15 protein-coding genes are annotated in these 19,241 nt (G+C 72.6%); 11 read left to right on the top strand and 4 right to left on the bottom strand.

Annotated features, from left to right (window positions below; translation table 11 throughout):
* Positions 1-63: 63 nt before the first annotated feature.
* The 3 genes from COO58_RS26915 to COO58_RS26905 all read left to right on the top strand — a co-directional run bounded on the left by COO58_RS26915 (position 64) and on the right by COO58_RS26905 (position 3,347).
* Complete coding sequence (locus COO58_RS26915; protein WP_098747775.1) at positions 64-1,701, top strand: ABC-F family ATP-binding cassette domain-containing protein; 1,638 nt, start codon at positions 64-66, stop codon at positions 1,699-1,701.
* A 38-nt stretch (positions 1,702-1,739) separates the two neighbouring features.
* A complete protein-coding gene (locus COO58_RS26910; RefSeq protein ID WP_091569484.1) occupies positions 1,740-2,057 on the top strand; it encodes a hypothetical protein in 318 nt (105 codons plus the stop codon).
* A 564-nt stretch (positions 2,058-2,621) separates the two neighbouring features.
* Entirely contained in the window at positions 2,622-3,347 is a 726-nt protein-coding gene (locus tag COO58_RS26905) for a methyltransferase domain-containing protein (RefSeq protein WP_098747773.1), read from the top strand.
* 124 nt (positions 3,348-3,471) lie between these two features.
* On the opposite strand, the gene COO58_RS26900 is transcribed toward COO58_RS26905, so the two are convergent.
* Positions 3,472-4,479: a LacI family DNA-binding transcriptional regulator gene (locus COO58_RS26900; RefSeq protein ID WP_091569476.1), complete on the bottom strand. Its 1,008-nt coding sequence runs from the start codon at positions 4,477-4,479 to the stop codon at positions 3,472-3,474.
* 151 nt (positions 4,480-4,630) lie between these two features.
* On the opposite strand from COO58_RS26900, the gene COO58_RS26895 reads away from it, so the two are divergent.
* Genes COO58_RS26895 through COO58_RS26875 form a run of 5 tightly spaced genes read left to right on the top strand, consistent with a single transcriptional unit; the run spans position 4,631 to position 10,325 of the window.
* Entirely contained in the window at positions 4,631-6,142 is a 1,512-nt protein-coding gene (locus COO58_RS26895; RefSeq protein WP_098747882.1) for an alpha-N-arabinofuranosidase, read from the top strand.
* 37 nt (positions 6,143-6,179) lie between these two features.
* Positions 6,180-7,511 carry an ABC transporter substrate-binding protein gene (locus tag COO58_RS26890; RefSeq protein WP_091569466.1) on the top strand — a complete coding sequence of 444 codons (1,332 nt, stop codon included), beginning with the start codon at positions 6,180-6,182 and terminating at the stop codon, positions 7,509-7,511.
* Between the two features lie 6 nt (positions 7,512-7,517).
* The gene (locus tag COO58_RS26885; protein ID WP_098747772.1) at positions 7,518-8,480 is read left to right on the top strand and encodes a carbohydrate ABC transporter permease; all 963 of its coding nucleotides are present in this window, start codon (positions 7,518-7,520) and stop codon (positions 8,478-8,480) included.
* 10 nt (positions 8,481-8,490) lie between these two features.
* Complete coding sequence (locus tag COO58_RS26880; protein WP_091569455.1) at positions 8,491-9,315, top strand: carbohydrate ABC transporter permease; 825 nt, start codon at positions 8,491-8,493, stop codon at positions 9,313-9,315.
* On the top strand, positions 9,312-10,325 hold the full coding sequence (locus COO58_RS26875) for a glycoside hydrolase family 43 protein (RefSeq protein WP_091569451.1): 1,014 nt from the start codon (positions 9,312-9,314) through the stop codon (positions 10,323-10,325). The genes COO58_RS26880 and COO58_RS26875 overlap by 4 nt, the downstream gene beginning before the upstream one ends.
* 96 nt (positions 10,326-10,421) lie before the next feature.
* On the opposite strand, the gene COO58_RS26865 is transcribed toward COO58_RS26875, so the two are convergent.
* Positions 10,422-11,918, bottom strand: a complete 1,497-nt coding sequence (locus COO58_RS26865; RefSeq protein WP_098747770.1) for an amino acid permease — start codon at positions 11,916-11,918, stop codon at positions 10,422-10,424.
* Positions 11,919-12,194: 276 nt separating this feature from the next.
* On the opposite strand from COO58_RS26865, the gene COO58_RS26860 reads away from it, so the two are divergent.
* Together COO58_RS26860 and COO58_RS26855 are read left to right on the top strand one after the other, a co-directional pair.
* Positions 12,195-13,856 (top strand): glycoside hydrolase family 10 protein, encoded by a 1,662-nt coding sequence (locus COO58_RS26860; RefSeq protein WP_098747768.1) that lies wholly within the window; start codon positions 12,195-12,197, stop codon positions 13,854-13,856.
* A 177-nt stretch (positions 13,857-14,033) separates the two neighbouring features.
* Positions 14,034-14,576, top strand: a complete 543-nt coding sequence (locus COO58_RS26855) for a phospholipase (protein ID WP_091569438.1) — start codon at positions 14,034-14,036, stop codon at positions 14,574-14,576.
* Positions 14,577-14,615: 39 nt separating this feature from the next.
* Here COO58_RS26855 and COO58_RS26850 read toward each other — a convergent pair whose 3' ends face one another.
* Positions 14,616-17,432, bottom strand: coding sequence for an adenylate/guanylate cyclase domain-containing protein (locus tag COO58_RS26850; protein ID WP_098747767.1), 2,817 nt, complete (start codon positions 17,430-17,432; stop codon positions 14,616-14,618).
* 158 nt (positions 17,433-17,590) lie between these two features.
* A complete protein-coding gene (locus tag COO58_RS26845; RefSeq protein ID WP_098747765.1) occupies positions 17,591-17,815 on the bottom strand; it encodes a zinc ribbon domain-containing protein in 225 nt (74 codons plus the stop codon).
* A 56-nt stretch (positions 17,816-17,871) separates the two neighbouring features.
* On the opposite strand from COO58_RS26845, the gene COO58_RS26840 reads away from it, so the two are divergent.
* Positions 17,872-19,185 carry a lytic transglycosylase domain-containing protein gene (locus COO58_RS26840; protein WP_098747764.1) on the top strand — a complete coding sequence of 438 codons (1,314 nt, stop codon included), beginning with the start codon at positions 17,872-17,874 and terminating at the stop codon, positions 19,183-19,185.
* The last annotated feature ends 56 nt before the right edge of the window (positions 19,186-19,241 follow it).

The following is a 19,241-nucleotide window of genomic DNA, read 5'->3' as shown; positions in this document are numbered from 1 at the left end:
AGCGTCGCCCCGAGCGCGGGTCACGGTAATCCGGATGCGCCCGCCGGTAGGCTCGGTTCCCTGATGAGCGCCACGTTGATCGCCAAGGATCTCACCGCCGGCCACGGTGACCGCCTTCTCTTCTCCGACCTGAGCCTGGTCGTCGCGCCCGGCGACGTGGTCGGCCTGGTCGGGGTCAACGGCGCCGGCAAGTCCACGCTGCTGCGGACGCTCGCCGGCCTTCAACCCCGGGAGCAGGGGACGGTGGCGTTGAACCCGCCCACCGCCACGGTCGGCTACCTGCCGCAGGAGCCGGAGCGCCGGCCCGGTGAGACGGTCCGGGACTTCCTGGCCCGGCGTACCGGCGTGACCGACGCGCAGGCCGCGCTGGACGCCGCCACCGAGGCGCTGACCGCCGGGGCGGCCGGCGCCGACGACGCGTACGCGACCGCCCTGGAACGGTGGCTCGACCTCGGCGGCGCGGATCTGGAGGAGCGGGCCGCGCAGGTCGCCGGCGAGCTGGGTCTCGACGTCGAGCTGGAGCACCCGATGACCGGCCTGTCCGGCGGGCAGGCGGCCCGGGCCGGGCTGGCCTCGCTGCTGCTCAGCCGCTACGACATCTTCCTGCTCGACGAGCCCACGAACGACCTGGACCTGGCCGGGCTGGACCGGCTGGAACGCTTCGTCACCGGGCTGCGCGCCGGCACCGTGCTGGTCAGCCACGACCGCGAGTTCCTCACCCGCACGGTCAACCGCATCGTGGAGCTGGACCTGCACCAGGGGCAGGTCAACCAGTACGGCGGCGGCTACGCGGCCTACCTCGAGGAGCGCGCCGTGGCGCGCCGGCACGCCCGCGAGGAGTTCGAGGAGTACGCCGACACGAAGGCCGACCTGGAGGCGCGCGCCCGGACCCAGCGGGCGTGGATGGAGAAGGGCGTGAAGAACGCCCGGCGCAAGGCCACCGACAACGACAAGATCGGCCGCAAGTTCCGGACCGAGTCCACCGAGAAGCAGGCGGCGAAGGCCAAGCAGACCGCCCGGTTGATCGAGCGGCTGGAGGTGGTCGAGGAGCCGCGCAAGGAGTGGGAGCTGCGGATGGAGATCGCCGCCGCGCCCCGCGCCGGCGCCGTCGTGGCCTCGCTGCGCGGTGCCGTGGTGCGCCGGGGCGGCTTCGCCCTCGGCCCGGTGGACCTCCAGGTCGACTGGGCCGACCGGGTGGCGATCACCGGGGCGAACGGCTCCGGCAAGAGCACGTTGCTGGCCGCGCTGCTGGGCCGGCTGCCGCTGGACGAGGGCCACGCCGCGCTCGGGCCGGGTGTGGTGGTGGGCGAGGTGGACCAGGCCCGGGGACTGTTCCTCGGCGACCAGCCGCTGCTCGACGCGTTCGGCGCCGCCGTAGGAGATCTCACGCCGGCGGACGTGCGGACACTGCTGGCCAAGTTCGGCCTGCGCGCCGACCACGTGCTGCGCCCGGCGGCGACCCTCTCCCCGGGCGAGCGGACCCGGGCCGCGCTGGCCCTGCTCCAGGGGCGCGGCGTCAACCTGCTGGTGCTCGACGAGCCGACCAACCACCTCGACCTGGCCGCGATCGAGCAGCTGGAGTCGGCGCTGGCCACCTACCCGGGCACGCTGCTGCTGGTGACCCACGACCGGCGGATGCTGGACGCGGTGAGCGTGAACCGGCGGCTGCGCGTGACCGACGGGCGGATCGCCGAGGATTGATCCGTGCCGACCGGCGCGCGCGGGGCCACAATGAGCCCATGCTCAAGTGGGAGTACGCGCTGCTGGTCCGCCGCCGCCAGGCCGCGACCACGGACACCGGCTGGGAGATCGTCTTCATCTGGTACGGCCCGGACGGCTCCATGATCGACGTGACGCCCTACGGCGACACCGCGCTGGCCCACCTGAACCGGGCCGGCGACCAGGGCTGGGAGCTGGTAGCGATGAGCGAGGACCCGTCGCTGCCCGGCAACGCCGAGCTGCACCGCTACCACCTCAAGCGCCCGAAGACGGCCCCGGCACAACCGCGCCAGCGCATGCGCGGCTCCCGAACCCCCCGCCGCACCCTCCCCACCTGACCCCTTCCCCCTCCCTCCCCTCCCCCCGCTCCCCCGTCCCGGCGGTGATCAAGGAGTTTGCGTCAGCGGGGCGGGCCACTCACGACACAAACTCCTTGGTCATCGTCGAGGGCGAGGGAGTGCGCATGCGCAAACGGCTCGTGCTGGCTGGCGGGTGATTACCGCCCCCGGAGCGATATGACTCCTGGTCATATTTATGACTCTGAGTCATATCGTTGTCAGGGGGATGCCTTCGTGGGCGCGACACGCCCGGACGAGCGAGCCGCCGCCGACGCGGGAGGGAACAGCGCCGGGGCCTTCGCGGGCGCGAGGCACCCGGGCGAGCGAGCCGCCGCCGGGGGAGACGGCGTCGGGGGTCTTCGTCGGCGCGACAGGCCCGGACGGGCAAGCCGCCGCCCGGTGATGCAGCGCGGCGGAGGGCCCATGGCCGCGCTCGGGGCCGGACGGCCCGACGGCTCGTCGCGTGGTCGGTAACGGCCCAGGGTGCGTCCGGGTCCCGGCCGGCAGGGCATGGTGGGTGTGTATCGGGGTGAATTGGGGGTAACGCGCCGCCGGAGGTGGCACATGGTGGCGATGGGGCAGGCCGCGCTCTCGGGTGAGCGGCTCCGACAGGCCGACGGCTTCCTCGCCGAGGCGTGGGCCGACATGGCCCGGCACGACGAGCGGTTGCGCGGGGTGACCGTGGAGGTGAGCTTCGACCGGGGGGTGGCACACCTGACCGGCGAGGTCGCCGACCCGGCGGAGCTGCGACTGGTCCGGGAGTTGATCGGCCGGCTGTCCGGGGTGCTCGGCGTGTGGTGCCGGGTGGGCGTCGCCGGCCGGCCGCCGGTGGTGGTCGACCTCGGCTGCGGGGCGACCAAGCAGTGGCCGGGCAACCTGGGGCTGGACATCTATCCGGCGCCCGGGGTGAACGCGGTCGCCAACCTCGCCGGCTCACTGCCGCTGCGCGACGACTCGGTCGACGTGTTCTTCGCGGTGCACATCGTCGAGCACCTGATCGACTTCCTGCCACTGTTCGACGAGTGCCACCGGGTGCTGCGACCGGGCGGGGTGCTGCACGTGATGAGCCCCTGGTGGCGGCACGTGAACGCGGTCGCCGACCCGACCCACGTCCGACTGCTGGACGTGCAGACGTTCAAGGGCATCTGCGGCCAGCGCCCGCCCGGCACCCCGCGCTGGTATCCGCTGCACGTCGGCTGCGACGGCGCCTCCGTCTTCGCCGACCTCACCCCCCTACCTCCCGACGCCCCCGCCCCACCCCCCTCCCACCTGGCCCGCTTCTTCGACTGACCCCACCCACCCGCTCACCCCGTCGATCATGAAGTTAGCGGCACTCTCAGAGATCGAAAACGCCGCCAACTTCATGATCGACGAGGCTGGGCGGGGGGCGGGCGGGGCGCGGGGGCGTGGAGGGTCAGGAGGGTGGGGCGGATTCGCGGAGGGCCAGGCGGTGGGGGGCGACCAGCTCCCTCGGCGGGGCCTCGCGATCGGCGCCGAGCCGGCCGGCGAGCAGCTCCACCGCGAGCCGGGCGACGCGCTCCTTGTCCGGGGCGACGGTGCTCAGCGTCGGGATCGAGAAGCGGCCGTCCTCGATGTCGTCGAACCCGGCAACCGCCACGTCCTCGGGCACGCGCAGGCCCGCCTCGTGCAGGGCGCGCAGCGCGCCGAGCGCGAGCGTGTCGTTGAAGCAGAACACGGCGTCGGGGCGTACCCCGGAGGTGAGCAGGTGCCGCATGGCGGCCGCGCCGTCGGCGCGGTGCCAGGCCGGCGCGGGCGCCACCAGGCTGTCGTCGTACGCGATGCCGGCCTCGGCCAGCGCGGCGGTGTAGCCGGCCAGGCGCAGCCGGGCGCTGGCACCCTCGGGGGTGCGCTGCGACCCGATCGCGGCGATCCGGCGGCGGCCGAGGCCGACCAGGTGGGCGGTGATCTCCCGGGCGGCGGCCACGTTGTCGACCATGACGTGGTCGGCGGGGCCGTGGTCGACGCGCTCGCCGAGCAGCACCATCGGCAGTCCGTCGAGGGCGGCAAGGTCGTCGGCGGTGAGCGCGAGCGGGCTCAGGATCAGGCCGTCGATCATGTGGTCGCCGATCCCGCTGGCCGCCTTGCGTTCCTGCTCGGAGCCGCCGCCGGTCTGGTCGATCAGCACCGTCCAGCCGTGCTCGGCGGCGGCGGTGACCACGTGCCGGGCCAGCTCGGCGAAGTAGGGGATGTCCAGCTCGGGCACGGCCAGCGCGATCACGCCGGTGCGCCCCTTGCGCAGGTTGCGGGCGGAGAGGTTGGGCCGGTAGTGGAGTTCGGCGATGGCCTCCTCGACCCGGGCCCGGGTGTCGGCGCGGACGTGCTGGTAGCCGTTGACCACGTTCGAGACGGTCTTCACCGACACGCCGGCCCGCTCCGCCACGTCCTTGAGCCTGTGCCGCACTGAACTTCCCTCCCCGGTGAACGCTGGCCGCACTCTACCGCGTCACGACGACGTAACGACCCCTTTACAGCGTTGCTTACAACGTTGTAGAAACCAGGGACACGGGTGACCGCGGTCACCCGGCGACAGCACCGAGGGAAAGGTGGCACTCGTGCCGAACGCGCAGCTCACGGTCGACCCGGCGTTCCGGGTCGGTCCGGCCGACCGACGGCTCTTCGGCTCCTTCGTCGAGCACATGGGCCGCTGCGTCTACGGCGGGGTCTACGAACCGGGGCACCCGACCGCCGATCCGCTCGGCCTCCGGCGCGACGTGCTGGACCTGACCCGGGAGATGGGCGTGTCGGTGGTCCGCTACCCCGGCGGCAACTTCGTCTCCGGCTACCGCTGGGAGGACGGCGTCGGGCCGGTGGGCGACCGCCCGCGCCGGCTCGACCTGGCCTGGAAGACGATCGAGACCAACGCGTTCGGCCTGGACGAGTTCATGACCTGGGCGGCCGAGGCCGAGGTCGAGCCGATGATGGCGGTCAACCTCGGCACCCGCGGCGTGGCCGAGGCCTGCGACCTGCTGGAGTACGCCAACCACCCGGGCGGCACCCAACTGTCCGACCTGCGCCGCAAGCACGGCGCCGAGCAGCCGTACGGGGTGCGGCTGTGGTGCCTCGGCAACGAGATGGACGGGCCGTGGCAGGTCGGGCACAAGACCGCCGACGAGTACGGCCGGCTGGCCGCCGAGACCGCCCGCGCCATGAAGATGATCGACCCGTCGATCAGCCTGATCGCCTCCGGCAGCTCCAACCGGCAGATGTCCACGTACGCGTCGTGGGAGGCGACGGTGCTGGAGCACACCTACGAGCACGTCGACTACATCTCCGCCCACACCTACTACGACCCCTCGGACGGCGACCGGGCCAGCATCCTCGCCTCCGCCGTCGACATGGACGCCTTCATCACCGAGGTGACCGCCACCGCCGACTACGTCGGCGCCAAGCTGCGGCAGAAGCGCAAGCTGAAGATCTCCTTCGACGAGTGGAACGTCTGGTACCAGTCCCGTCTCCAGGCCGACCTGGACCGGCGCGGCTGGGTCGAGGCCCCGGCGCTGATCGAGGACGACTTCACCGCGGTCGACGCCGTCGTGGTGGGTGACCTGCTGATCACCCTGCTCCGGCACGCCGACCGGGTGGGCGTGGCCTGCCAGGCGCAGCTCGCCAACGTGATCGCCCCGATCCGCACCCGCACCGGCGGCCCCGCCTGGCGGCAGAGCATCTTCCACCCGTTCGCCCTCACCGCCCGGTACGCGCGCGGCACGGTCCTGCGCACCGAGCCGGTCGGCCCGACCTACCGGACCAGCCGGTACGGCGACGTGCCGGTGCTGGACACCGTCGCCGTGCACGACGAGGAGACCGGCGGCCTGGCCGTCTTCGCGGTCAACCGCGGCCCCAACGACGTCCCGCTCGACCTGGACCTGCGCGGCCTGCCGGGCCTGCGCGCCGAGGCGCACACCACCCTCGCGGCCGGGGCCGACCCCGCCGCCACCAACACCGAGGCGGACCCCGAGCGGGTCACGCCGCGGCAGCTCCACACCCCCACCCTCGACGGCGGCCGCTGCACCGTGGCGCTGCCCGCCACCTCCTGGAACCTGCTGCGGTTCGCCCCGCAGTCGTGACCAGGCAATACTTCATCCCGTCCCCCAAGGAGTAAGCATGATCCAGAACGAGATGAGCCGGCGGCGCCTGCTCGGCCTCGGCCTCGGCCTCGGTGCGGCGGCCTCGCTGACGCTGACCGGATGCGGTGGCGGCAGCAGCTCCGGCCCGTCCGGCGCGGCCGGCAACGGCGGCAAGGAATACACCGGGCCGAAGGTCGACCTCAAGCTGTGGAACGGCTTCACCGGCGGCGACGGCGACATCTTCAAGGCCCTGGTGCAGCAGTTCAACAGCGAGCACCAGAACATCGCGGTCAGCGTGATCACGTACCAGTGGGAGGACTACTACAGCAAGCTCCCCGGCGCGGTGTCCAGCGGCAACGGCCCGGACATCGCGGTCATGCACATGGACCAGCTCGCCACGTTCGCCGCCCGCGGCACGATCAGCGAGCTGGACGACGTGGCCAAGACCCTGGAGCTGAGCGAGGGCGACTTCGCCCCGACGGTGTGGAAGGGCGGCCTCTACAACGACAAGCGGTACGGCATCCCGCTGGACATGCACCCGCTCGGCTTCTACTACAACAAGGCCGTCATGCAGAAGGCCGGCCTGGACCCGAACAAGCCGCCGGCGACGAAGGACGAGTACACCGCCGCGCTGACCGAGCTGAAGAAGTCCGGCGTGCAGGGCTTCTGGGTCAGCCCGTTCCAGTTCACCGGCGGCATGACGTTCTACAGCCTGCTGCACCAGTGGGGCGGGAAGCTCTTCGACGACGAGGTGGCGAAGGCGACCTTCAACTCCGACCCGGCGGTCGAGGCGTGCACCTGGCTGGTCGACCTGATCAAGCAGGGCCACTCGCCGGCCAACGTCGGCCAGGACGCCGACTACCTGGCGTTCAAGAGCGGCAAGAACGCGTTCAACTGGAACGGCATCTGGCAGATCAACGACCTGAAGAAGAGCGCGAACGTGGAGTGGGGCGTGGCCCCGCTGCCCCAGATCGGCACCCAGCAGGCCGCCTGGGCGAACTCGCACAACTTCACCATCGTCAAGCAGCGCGCGGCGAACGACAACAAGGTCTCCGGCGCGAAGGTCTTCATCAACTGGCTGAGCCAGCACTCGCTGGACTGGGCCAAGGGCGGCCAGGTGCCGGCCCGCAAGGCGGTCCGGGACAGCGCCGAGTTCAAGGCGCTCACCGAGGTCAACGCGCTCGCGCCGGAGCTGGAGTACGCCGCGTTCCCGCCGGCGGCCCCGGGTCTCGGCGAGACGATGCTGACCTTCTACAGCGCCTTCAACGAGGCGGCGCTGGGCAAGAAGTCGCCGAAGCAGGCCCTGGACGACGGCGTGGCGAAGGCCAACAAGCAGCTCGAGGACAACCGCAAGAAGTACGGGAACTGATCCGTCGTGGCGGACGTGATCGAGGTCGGGGCGGCGCGTGACGGCGCGCCGCCCCCGGCGGGGCGCACCCGCCGCCGGGGCGCGACGGAACGCGGCAACCGGGCCACGCCGTACCTCTTCCTCGCGCCGTACCTGGTCCTGTTCGGCGTCTTCGGCCTGGCGCCGATCCTGTTCGGGGTCTGGATCAGCCTGCACCAGTGGGATCTTCAGCTGCCCAACCGGCCGTTCATCGGGCTGGACAACTACCAGGACCTGTTCTCCAGCGACTCGGCCATCTACGGGGACTGGTGGTCCAGCGTCCGGGCGACCGGGGTCTTCACCCTCTTCTCGGTGCCGCTGCTGGTGGTCGTCCCGCTGGGGCTGGCGCTGCTGCTCAACCGCTCGTTCCCCGGCCGCACGTTCTTCCGGGCCGCGTTCTTCGCCCCGTACGTGCTCGGCGTGGCGGTGATCGGCCTGCTCTGGCGGTTCCTGCTCGACGCCAACCTGGGCCTGGTCAACCGGCTGCTCGGCCTGGTCGGGCTCCCTTCGGACACGCCGTGGGTCACCGACGTGCCGTGGGCCTGGGTCTCGCTGGTCGGCGTGACCGTGTGGTGGACCTGCGGCTTCAACGCGGTGATCTACCTGGCCGGTCTCCAGGACATCCCGGCCGAGCTGTACGAGGCGGCGAAGGTCGACGGGGCCGGCGGCTGGGACCGCTTCCGCCACGTCACGATCCCCGGCCTGCGCCCGGTCATGCTCTTCGTCTTCACCACCACGATCCTCGCCTCGGCGAACGTCTTCGGGCAGGCCTTCCTGATCACCCAGGGCGCGCCGGGCGAACAGACCCGGACCGTGGTCTGGCGGATCGTCGACGAAGGGCTGCGCGACTACGACGCCGGTCGGGCCGCCGCGATGAGCGTGTTCTTCGCGCTGATGCTGGCGGTGGTGAGCATCGTCAACTTCCGGCTGTTCCGCTACCGGGAAGACTGAGGGGACCGCCATGTCGAAGTTGCGTCCGGCGCTGCGCTACGCCGTCCTGCTCCTGATCACCGCGATCTTCGTGACTCCCCTGGTCTGGATGCTGCTGACCTCGGTGAAGACCTACGACGACGCGCAGCAGGTCCCGCCGGGCTGGCTGCCGAACCCGTTCTCCACCTACGGCTACGACCAGATCCTGAACAACGCGGCCAACCCGGTGCTGCGGTGGTTCCTCAACAGCATGCTGGCGGCCACCCTGCACACGCTGCTGGTGCTGGTCACCGCGTCGATGGCCGCGTACGCCCTGGCCCGGATGCGGTTCCGGGGCCGCAGGGTGCTGTTCGCGCTGATCGTCGGCACCCTGTTCCTGCCGCCGACCTCGCTGATCATCCCGAACTTCATCATCGCCGAGCGGCTGAGCTGGATCGACACGCTGACCGTGGTGATCGTGCCCGGCGCGGCCAGCGCGTTCGGGGTCTTCTTCCTGCGCCAGTTCTTCCTCTCCATCCCGGCCGAGCTGGAGGAGGCCGCGGTGCTGGACGGGGCGAACCAGTGGCAGATCTTCCGCCAGGTGTTGCTGCCGCTGTCGAAGCCGGCGCTGGCCACGCTGGCGGTGCTGTCGTTCCTCACCAACTGGAACGACTTCCTCTGGCCGGTGTACGTGCTGTTCAGCCCGGAGCGGCTGACCCTGCCGGCGGGCCTGGGCCTGCTCCAGGGCGCGTACGTGACCGACTACCCGGTCATCATGGCCGGCGCGATGCTGGCCAGCGTGCCCGTGCTGATCCTGTTCGTGCTGGCGCAACGTCACGTCATCCAGGGCGTCTCCCGCAGCGGCCTGAAGGGATGACCGGCCGGCGACTCCGGCGACGCGGCGCGGCGGCCCTGGCCGCCGCGCTGCTCGTCGCCGGCTGCGACAGCGGACCCACCCCATCGAGTACGCCGGAGGACGCGCGCGTGTTCACCAACCCGGTCGTCCGCAGCGACGCCCCCGACCCGCAGGCGATCCGGGTCGGCGAGACCTGGTACCTGTTCCACACCAACGCCGGCGGGCGTAACGTCCCGGTGCTCACCTCACCCGACCTGGTCGAGTGGACCCCGGCCGGCGACGCGCTGCCGGAGTTGCCGGACTGGGCGGACGCGGGCAAGACCTGGGCGCCCGAGGTGATCCAGCTCGCCCCGGACCGGTTCGTCCTCTACTACACCGTGGCCGACCGCGCCTCCGGCCGGCAGTGCCTGGGCCGGGCGAAGGCGAGCACACCGCTCGGCCCGTACGTCGACGACTCCGCCGGGCCGCTGGTCTGCCAGGCGGACCTGGGCGGCTCGATCGACGCCAGCCCGTTCCGGGACACCGACGGCAGCCTGTGGCTGCTGTGGAAGAACGACGGCAACGCGATCGGGGTGGACACCTGGCTCTGGTCGCAACGCCTCTCCCCGGACGGGCTGCGGCTGACCGGCCCGGCGGCGAAGCTGCTGAAGCAGACCGAGCCGTGGGAGGGCACCCTGATCGAGGGGCCGTTCCTGCACCGGCACGACGGGAAGCTGTTCCTGTTCTTCGCCGCCAACGCGTACGACAGGGACACCTACGCCGAGGGCTATGCGGTGTGCGAGGGGCCGGCCGGGCCGTGCGTGAAGGCGCCGGAGAACCCGATCCTGAAGAGCAACGACGTGGCGTCCGGGCCGGGGCACGCCTCGATGGTGGAGAAGGACGGGCGTACCTGGCTGATCTACCACGCGTGGCCGCCGGGGCAGGAGGGCACCACCGACCCGGGTCGGCAGGTGTGGCTGGACGAGATCGTCTGGACCGACGGCAAGCCGGTGCTCAAGGGCCCCACCGGGTCCGCCCAGCCCCGCCCCTGAGGAAGGAAGGGCCCCCTTTTAACGCCTCCGGTAGAGGAAGGGCCCCTTCTTAACACCGGGGTGTTAAGAAGGGGCCCTTCCTTTCAGGGGCCCGCCTCAGGGGGTGGGGGCGGGTTCGGGGGTGTCCGAGGAGTGCTCGCGGCGGGCCAGGCGGTTCTTGCGGTGCCCGTAGCCGAAGTAGATGATGCCGCCGAGCAGCATCCAGGCCAGGAACCGCAGCCAGGTCTCCACCGACAGGTTCAACATCAGGTAGAGGCAGGCCAGCGCGGAGACGATCGGCAGCACCGGCGAGAACGGCACCTTGAACGGCCGGTTCAGGTCGGGCCGCCGCCGGCGCAGGATCGGCACCGCGATCGAGACCAGCACGAAGGCGCAGAGCGCGCCGATGCTGACCAGGTCGGCCAGCGCGGAGAGCGGCAGGAAGCCGGCGAGCAGCGCGACCCCCACGGTCATGATCGCGGAGATCCGGTACGGGGTGCCCCAGCGCGGGTGCACCTTGGCGATCGAGGGCGGGATGAGCCCGTCCCGGGCGATGGCGAAGCCGATCCGGCCCATGGCCACCAGGTCGACCAGGATCACGCTGGTCAGGCCGGCGATCGCGGCGATGGAGACGAGCACCGCGGCCCATCCGGCGCCGGCCGCCTTGAACGCGGACGCGATCGGCGCGCCCTCGTCGATCTCGGTGTACTTGACCATGCCGACGACGACCAGCGAGACGCCGATGTAGAGCACGGTGGAGATGAGCAGCGTGCCGAGCAGGCCCAGCGGCAGGTCCCGCTTGGGCTTGCGGGTCTCCTCACCCAGGTTCGCCACGGCCTCGAACCCGGTGTACGCGAAGAACACCACGGCGGCGGCGGTGAGCACGCCGGCGAAGCCGAAGACGGAGGGTTCCATCCCGAAGATGGCCTGGGTCACCGGCTGCCGGATCCCGTCCTCGCCGGCGCCGGCCGGCTCGCTGGACGGGACGAACGGGCTGAGGTTGGCCGCCTTCACGAAGAACAGCCCGGCGATGATGATGAAGGCACAGATCGCCACCTTCACCAGGACCAGCAGGTTGGTCACCCGGGCGGACTCGCGGATGCCGACGATGCCGATCGCGCCGAGCACCAGCACGATGGCGATCGCGCCGAGGTTGACGACGCTGCCCTCCTCGGCGAACCAGGCGCTGGGCAGGCCGACGAGGTCGGCGAGGTAGCCGGACCAGCCCCGGGCCACCACCGCCGCGCCGAGCGCGAACTCCAGCAGCAGGTCCCAGCCGATGATCCAGGCGACGATCTCGCCCATGGTCGCGTACGCGTAGGTGTAGGCGCTGCCGGCGGTCGGCACGCTGGCGGCCAGCTCGGCGTAGCAGAGCGCGGCGAGCAGCGCGACCACGCCGGCGATGCCGAAGGAGATCACCACACCCGGGCCGGCGCTGTTCTTCGCCTCGATGCCGGTCAGCGTGAAGATGCCGGTACCGATCACGATCCCGATGCCGAAGCCCATCAGGTCGAACGAGCCGAGCCGGCGGCGCAGCCCGGGCTTGCCGTCGCTGCCGTCGGCGTCACCCTGGGCGAGCACGTCCTGGATCGGCTTGGTCCGCAGGACTGACATGGATCACCTCCCCCACGGTGTGACCACCGCGGTGGCGGTCCGTGACCGGCCAAGCTACCCAGCCCTCCCCCTGCCCAATCCAGCACCCCACGTGTCGGTTCGGTCACGATGCGAAACGTGGCGGGGTTCACCGGGGAGCCGCCGGCCGGACCGGACGCATCGATCCGGCGCGGAGGTCTTGCGCCGCGTACGGATTGATGAAAGTTTTCTACCGGTGACTTGAGTCACGCGGCGAATCTTGCCGTCCCACCGGACCCGACGAAGGGACCGCACCGCATGAAGGCAACTCGGCTGGGAGCCGCCGCGCTGGCCGCGGCGCTGCTCGGCGCGCTGGTCGCCGGCAGCCCGGCGCAGGCCGCGCCGGCGCCCACCTCCACCGACACGACCTCCACCGACTGCGTCACGAACCCGGCCACGCCGAAGCGGCAGTTCCGGGCCATGTGGATCGCCTCGGTGACGAACATCGACTGGCCCAGCAAGGACTCCTGGACCGCGCCGGACCAGGTCGCCAAGCAGAAGGCCGAATACCTGGCCTGGCTCGACCTGGCCCAGAAGCTCAACCACAACGCCGTCGTGGTCCAGGTCCGCCCGACCGCGGACGCGTTCTGGCCCTCGCCGTACGAGCCGTGGTCGGAGTACCTGACCGGGGTGCGCGGCCAGGACCCGGGCTGGGACCCGCTGGCCTTCCTGGTCGCCGAGTCGCACAAGCGGAACCTGGAGTTCCACGCCTGGTTCAACCCGTACCGGGTCTCCATGCCCGCGCCCGGCGGCGCCGGCGCCGACCTGTCGAAGCTGGCGCCGAACAGCCCGGCCCGGCAGCACCCCGACTGGGTCTTCGCCTACCCGCCCGCCGGCGTCGCCGGCAGCCGGCTCTACTACAACCCCGGCATCCCCGAGGTCCGCGAGTTCGTCCAGACCGCGATGATGGACGCGGTCACGCGGTACGACGTCGACGGCGTGCACTTCGACGACTACTTCTACCCGTACCCGAGCGGCACCTGGCAGGTGCCGGACGACGCCACGTTCGCGCAGTACAACCGCGGCTTCACCGACAAGGCCGACTGGCGGCGGGACAACATCAACCTGCTGATGCAGGAGATGAACACCAAGATCAAGGCGGCCAAGCCGTGGGTGAAGTTCGGGGCCAGCCCGTTCGGGATCTGGCGCAACGCGTCGGCCGACCCGAACGGCTCGGACACCACCGGCTCGCAGTCGTACGACATCATCTCCGCCGACACCCGCAAGTGGATCAAGGAGGAGTGGATCGACTACGTCGTGCCGCAGCTCTACTGGTACATCGGCCAGTACCCGGCGGCCGACTACGCCCGGCTGGTGCCGTGGTGGGCCGAGCAGGTGCGCGGCACCCGCGTCCAGCTCTACATCGGCCAGGCCGACTACAAGAGCGGTGAGCCGGCGTACGGGTCGTTCTGGATGAACCCGCAGGAACTGTCGAACCACCTGACGTTGAACCGGTCCTACCCGGAGGTGCTCGGCAACGTGCACTTCTCGGCGGTGCAGGTCCGGGCCAACCGGCTCGGCGCCACCGACATCTACGCCGCCGAGCACTACTCCCGCCCGGCACTGGTGCCCACGATGACCCACCTGCCGCACAAGCCGCTGCTGTTCCCGGTGGTCACCAGGGCCCAGCGGGAGGCGGACGGGGTGCGGCTGAGCTGGCGACAGCCGGCCGACGGCAGGGGCCCGCTCGGCACCGCCACGTCGTACGCGATCTACCGGTTCGACGGCCTCGGTCTGGCCGGTCGCTGCGACTTCGCCGACGCCTCCCACCTGGTCGGCACCGTCCGGGCCACCGACGGCGCCACCCAGTCCTGGGTGGACACCACGGCGGCCGCCGGCACCCGGTACACCTACTACGTGACCGCGCTGGACCGGCTGGCGAACGAGAGCCCGGCGAGCCTGCCGCGCTTCGTCCGCTGATCCCCACCGGATGCCCCCGGACCGCCACGGCGGCCCGGGGGCATTCGTCTGTTTGGGCGGATGTCAGCGAGCCGTTTCCCGCGCCATCGCCCCCCGTCACCCAATTGATCGACACTTGTCGAAATCCGGAGATCCCGGGTTGTCACCCGTCCCGACGCCCACCCCGCGGAGGTCCCCGTGTCCCGTCGCCTCGCCACCGCCCTCGCCGCCGGAACGCTCGCCCTGCTCACCCTGCTCGGCCTGGCCACACCGGCCGCCGCCGCGGTGAGCACCCAGCAGAAACTCTCGGTGCTGTCGTCCTGGACCCAGACCAGCGCCTCCAGCTACAACGCCTGGAACAGCGCCCGGCTGAACAAGACCCCCTGGGCCGAGTACGGCTTCGACTGGTCTACCGACTACTGCTCGTCCAGCCCGGACAACCCGCTCGGCTTCACCTTCAACCTGTCCTGCTACCGGCACGACTTCGGCTACCGCAACCACAAGGCCATGGGCATCTTCCCGGCCAACAAGTCCCGCCTCGACAGCGCCTTCTACGCGGACCTGAAGCGGGTCTGCGCCACCTACAACTCGGTGGTCCGACCGGCCTGCTACAGCCTGGCCTGGACCTACTACCAGGCGGTCAGCATCTTCGGCTCGGTCGCCGCGGTGCAGCAGGCCGACCTCGACCGCGCCGCCCGGATGAAGGCCGACGCCGAGCGCCGCGCCGCCGTCCGCGGCTGACCCGCCGCCGGGCGGCCCGCACCCGGGCCGCCCGGCCGGTCAGCCCGTCGTGCTGCGCGGCTCGGCGGCCGGCCGGGAGCCGGCGGTGGGCGTCCCGAACCGGGGCGAGTCCGCCGCCAGGTCGGGGTGCTCGACGTGCAGGGCCAACGCCGCCGCCTCGTCCAACCGCAGGCCGGCCCCGGCGGCGTAGGCCGCGTCGAACGCCTCGTCGCCCAGCGCCCGGCGCAGCTCCGCCTGCCGGCCCAGCCAGTACGGCCCGTGGATGCCCGGGGTGGCCCGCAGGTTGGCCCGGGTGGCCTGGGCCGCGCCGAAGAGCCGGGCGGCGGACACCGCGTCCCCGGCCAGCGCGCAGCGCACCGCGATCGCGTTGATCGTGTCGCAGGCCCGGCCCAGGTAGCCGTGGCTCATCCGGGACCGCAACGCCACCAACAGGTGCTCGTGCGCGGCCACCAGGTCACCCCGGGACAGCGCCACCATGCCGAGCAGCATGTCCACCGAGCGGCGGCCCCGCTCGACCGGCCGGGCCGCCTCCACCGGGCGGGCCGCGCCGAGCAGCTCGGCCGCCTCGTCCAACGCGCCCCGGCGCCAGAGCAGCTCGGCCAGGTTGTAGACGGCGAGCAGCGCGTCCCCGACCACGTCCTGCGCGTACGCCCAGTCGATCACCTCGCGGCAGACCCGCTCCGCCTCGGCGAACTGTCCCATGTCGACCAGCGGCGCGGCGCGACCGGCCAGCACCCGGGCCAGCAGCCCCCGGTCGCCGGCCTGCCGGGCGGCCGCCTCGGCCCGCTGCGAGTAGCGCAGCTCCTCGGCGAACTCCCCGTCCGCCCCGGCGTGCAGCGAGTGCATGTGGTAGGCCGCGGCCAGCTCCGCCTCCGGGATCGCCTCCCCGGTCTCGGCGATCCGCCCGTAGAGCCGGAACAGCCAGAGCCGCCCCTCGCGGGCCAGCCCGCGCTCCCGCCACCACTGGTCCAGACCACCGGCCAGGTGCAGGCCCGACCGGGCGCTGCCGCCGGTGGCGCACCAGCGCAGGGCGGCCCGCAACTCCCCGGCCAGCGGGTCGAGCGCGTAGAGGGAGAGCGTCACCGGGCGACCGTCCGGGCCCAGGTGCGCCCGGTCCAACGCGTGCCGGGACCAGGCGACGTGCCGGTCCCGGGCGCTCTGCTCCTCACCCGTCTCGATCAGGCGACGCGCCGCGTACGCCCGGATCGGGTCCAACATCCGGTAGGTGCTGCCCGACGCGTGCGGCTCGGCCAGCACCATCGACTTGTCCACCAGCACCGACAGCGGGTCCAGCGGATCCTCGTCCAGCAGCCACTGCACGGTCGGCAGGTCCACCGGGCCGGCGAAGACCGCCAGCCAGCGCAGCAGCCGCGCCGAGCGCGCCCCCAGCGTGCGGTAGGACCACGTCACCGTGGCCTGGATGGTCAGGTGTCGTTCGCTGGCGGAGCGCTGCACCGCCCGGCTCGCCGGGCTCGGCGGGGCGGCGCCGGTCGCGGCGGCCACCAGGTCGACGGTGTCCTGCTGGTTGCCGCTCCAGCCGGCCTCCACCGGCGGCGGCTCCGCCGCCTCCCGGCCGGCGTCCAGCGTGCCCAGCATGTCGTCGAGCCGCTCGGCCAGCTGACCCGCCGACAGCACCCGCAGCCGCGCCGCGGCCAGCTCGATGGCGAGCGGCAACCCGTCCAGCCGCCGGACCACCCGGCGCAGGTCGGCCTGCTCCGCCGGATCCGGCGCCCGGCCACCCCGGGCCGCCGCCGTCCGGTCCAGCAGCAGGGCCACCGCGTCGCTGGCGCCCCCGCCCGGCTCCTCGTCCACCGACAGCGGCGGGATCCGCCACACCACCTCACCGGGTACGCCGAACGACTCCCGGCTGGTCGCCAGCACCCGCACGCCCCGGCCGCCGGCCAGCAGCCGGGAGATCACCTCGGCGGACGCGCCCGGCTGGGCGTCGCACGTGTCCAGCACCACCAGCATCCGGCGCGGCGCCGCGTACTCGACCAGGGTGTCGACCATCGGCCGGCCCGGCTCCGGGCGCAGGCCGAGCACGGCGGCGATCTCGAACGCCACCAGCCCGGGATCGGTCACCGCGGCGATGTCGACGAACCACACGCCGTCCGGATAGTCCTCGACGATCCCGGAGGCCAGCTCCACCGCCAGCCGCGTCTTGCCGGCGCCGCCCGCGCCGAGCACGGTCACCAGCCGGTACGCCTCGACCAGCCGACCCAGCTCGGCGCGCTCGAAGTGCCGGCCGACGAACGAGGTGGCCGGGGTGGGCAGGTTGTGCGCCGCCGCGTCGGCCGTACGCGGTCGCGGGAACCGCCGTTCCAGACCGGGCGCGACGAGCTGGAACAGCCGCTCCCGGTCGTCGAAGCCGCGCAGCCGGTGCAGACCGAGGTCGAGCAGGGACGCGCCGTCCGGCAGCGGGTCGGCGAGCCGGGCGGTGGCCGCCGAGCAGAGCACCTGCCCGCCGTGCGCCGCGGCGGCCACCCGCGCCGCCCGGTGCACCTCGGGGCTGGCGTACTCGCCGTCGCGCGGCTCGGCGTAGCCGGTGTGCAGGCCCATCCGCACCCGGGGCGTGGCGTCGGGGTTGGGCCAGTTGTGCCCGACGAGCGCGCGCTGCGCGGTCATGCAGGCGTGCACCGCGGCGGCCGCGTCCGGGAAGGCGAGGAAGAACGAGTCGCCCTCGGTCAGCAGCTCCGCCCCGTCGGTGCCGGCCAGCGTGTCCCGCAACAACCGGCGGTGCTCACGCAGCACGGGGCGGTAGACCGGCCCGAGCATCCGGGCCATCCGGGTCGAGCCCTCGATGTCGGTGAACACGAAGGTCACCCACCCGCTGGGGAGGTGGATCCGTGGCGACATACGTCGAACCTCCGCCCGCTGACGTCGGGTTCATGCTGCCCTATGATCGCGTCGTCACGCATCGTGAGAACGGTCGGGCCGATTCCGACTCAAGGTGCCAAAGGATCACACGGGCGGCAAGCCCCGGATCGACCGGCGGGCCGGCTGAGGGGGTCGCGTCAGCAACCGCAGGCGCCGCCGCAGCAGCCACCACCGCCGCCGGGCGCGGGGGCCCCGCCCACCGGGCCCGACCCGCCGCGACCGGTGAAGGCGACGGTGGACAGCAGCTTCACGGTGTCCGTGTGGCCCTGGGGGCAGGTGGCGGGCCGGCCGGCCTCGGCCATCGGACGGTTGACCTCGAAGGTGTCGCCGCAGGCGCGGCAGCGGAACTCGTACCGGGGCATGCGGCCAGCGTACGGCCGGGCCTGACGTCGTCGCACCGATGGGTGATACTCGACGGGTGGTGGACGGCGAACGGCGGAACACGGCCCGGCCCCTGCGACCCGCCGCGCCGCCAGACGGCGGCGCCGGGCCGGTCCCTCGCCCCCGCCGTGCCTCGTCCGGCTCCTCCGTTCCCGAGAAGACTCCCTCCACAGCGGAGTCCACTCCCGCGGGCAAGTCGATGTCCGCTTCCAGGCCGGCGTCCAGCGAAAAGTCGGCGTCCACGACCACGTCGACATCCGCGACGGAGCAGGCGTCCACGACCAAGGCGGCGTCGTCCACGGCCGAGCCGGCATCCACGAGCGAGCCGGCGTCGTCCACGGCCGAGCCGGCGTCGGCGGGCGAGTCGGCCGGTGCCGGGCAGCCCGGCGTCGGTGGCCGGCGGCGGCGGATGCCCTTCGCCCACGCGGGCCCGGTGCGACCCCGGCAGCTCGCCGTGGGCGCCGCCCGGGCCACCCGGGACTGGTCCCGCCGGCCGAGCGGGCGCACCACCCTGCCGGCCATGTTCCTGCTCGCCCTGGTCGGGGCCGCCACCGCGGCCGGCGCGGTGCTGGTGCCGGCCGCCGTCCGCAAGCCGGAGCCGGTCGCCGTGGAGGCCACCTCGGCCGCACCGGTCTTCGGCGTGCCGCAGACCGCCCCGGCGCCGGGGCTGACCGGCGCGCCCGTGCTCCCCGGGCCGACCGGCCCGCCGGGCAGCCTCGGGCCGTCCGGCACACCGCTGCCCGGTGGCGTGACCACCGCCCCGGCGCTGCCGACCGGCCGCCCGGCCGACGCGCTGGCGGGTTGGGCCCAGCGGGTCAGCGGCACCACCGACGTCCCGGCGGTGGCGTTGCAGGCCTACGGCTACGCCGAGCTGGTGCTCGCCCAGACCCACCGCAGCTGCCAGTTGAGCTGGACCACGCTCGCCGCGATCGGCTATGTGGAGTCCCGGCACGGCACCACCGGCGGGGTCACGCTGCTGCCCAGCGGCCTGACCTCCAAGGAGATCCGGGGCGACGCGCTCGACGGGCAGGGCGGCCGGTCCCGGATCCTCGACACCGACCAGGGGCAGCTCGACGGCGACCGGGTCTACGACCGGGCGATCGGCCCGATGCAGTTCATCCCGGGCACCTGGCAGGAGATCGGCGCGGACGCCGACAACGACGGCGTGAAGAACCCGCACGACATCGACGACGCCGCGCTGGCCGCCGGCGAATACCTGTGCAAGGGCGGCCGGAACATGACCATCCCGGGTGACTGGTGGGGCGCGATCCTGTCCTACAACGATGTGCGGCGCTACGCCCAGGACGTCTTCACCAAGGCCGACGAGTACGGGCGGCGCAGCGGCACGTGACGTGACGGCTCGCGTACATTCGCGGACTCAACCCTTCCCCCGGGCAGCGGTTGACG

Source organism: Micromonospora sp. WMMA1996 (genome assembly GCF_002573675.1).
GTDB lineage: Bacteria > Actinomycetota > Actinomycetes > Mycobacteriales > Micromonosporaceae > Micromonospora > Micromonospora sediminicola.
Note: the sequence above shows the minus strand (reverse complement) of the source record. Positions and strands in the feature narration are given on the sequence as shown.

Coding starts and splice junctions, on each gene's coding strand:
- COO58_RS26860 (WP_098747768.1), top strand. CDS start 12,195: ATGAAGGCAACTCGGCTGGGAGCCGCCGCGCTGGCCGCGGCGCTGCTC.
- COO58_RS26905 (WP_098747773.1), top strand. CDS start 2,622: ATGGTGGCGATGGGGCAGGCCGCGCTCTCGGGTGAGCGGCTCCGACAG.
- COO58_RS26915 (WP_098747775.1), top strand. CDS start 64: ATGAGCGCCACGTTGATCGCCAAGGATCTCACCGCCGGCCACGGTGAC.
- COO58_RS26865 (WP_098747770.1), bottom strand. CDS start 11,918: ATGTCAGTCCTGCGGACCAAGCCGATCCAGGACGTGCTCGCCCAGGGT.
- COO58_RS26850 (WP_098747767.1), bottom strand. CDS start 17,432: ATGTCGCCACGGATCCACCTCCCCAGCGGGTGGGTGACCTTCGTGTTC.
- COO58_RS26880 (WP_091569455.1), top strand. CDS start 8,491: ATGTCGAAGTTGCGTCCGGCGCTGCGCTACGCCGTCCTGCTCCTGATC.
- COO58_RS26910 (WP_091569484.1), top strand. CDS start 1,740: ATGCTCAAGTGGGAGTACGCGCTGCTGGTCCGCCGCCGCCAGGCCGCG.
- COO58_RS26845 (WP_098747765.1), bottom strand. CDS start 17,815: ATGCCCCGGTACGAGTTCCGCTGCCGCGCCTGCGGCGACACCTTCGAG.
- COO58_RS26875 (WP_091569451.1), top strand. CDS start 9,312: ATGACCGGCCGGCGACTCCGGCGACGCGGCGCGGCGGCCCTGGCCGCC.
- COO58_RS26890 (WP_091569466.1), top strand. CDS start 6,180: ATGATCCAGAACGAGATGAGCCGGCGGCGCCTGCTCGGCCTCGGCCTC.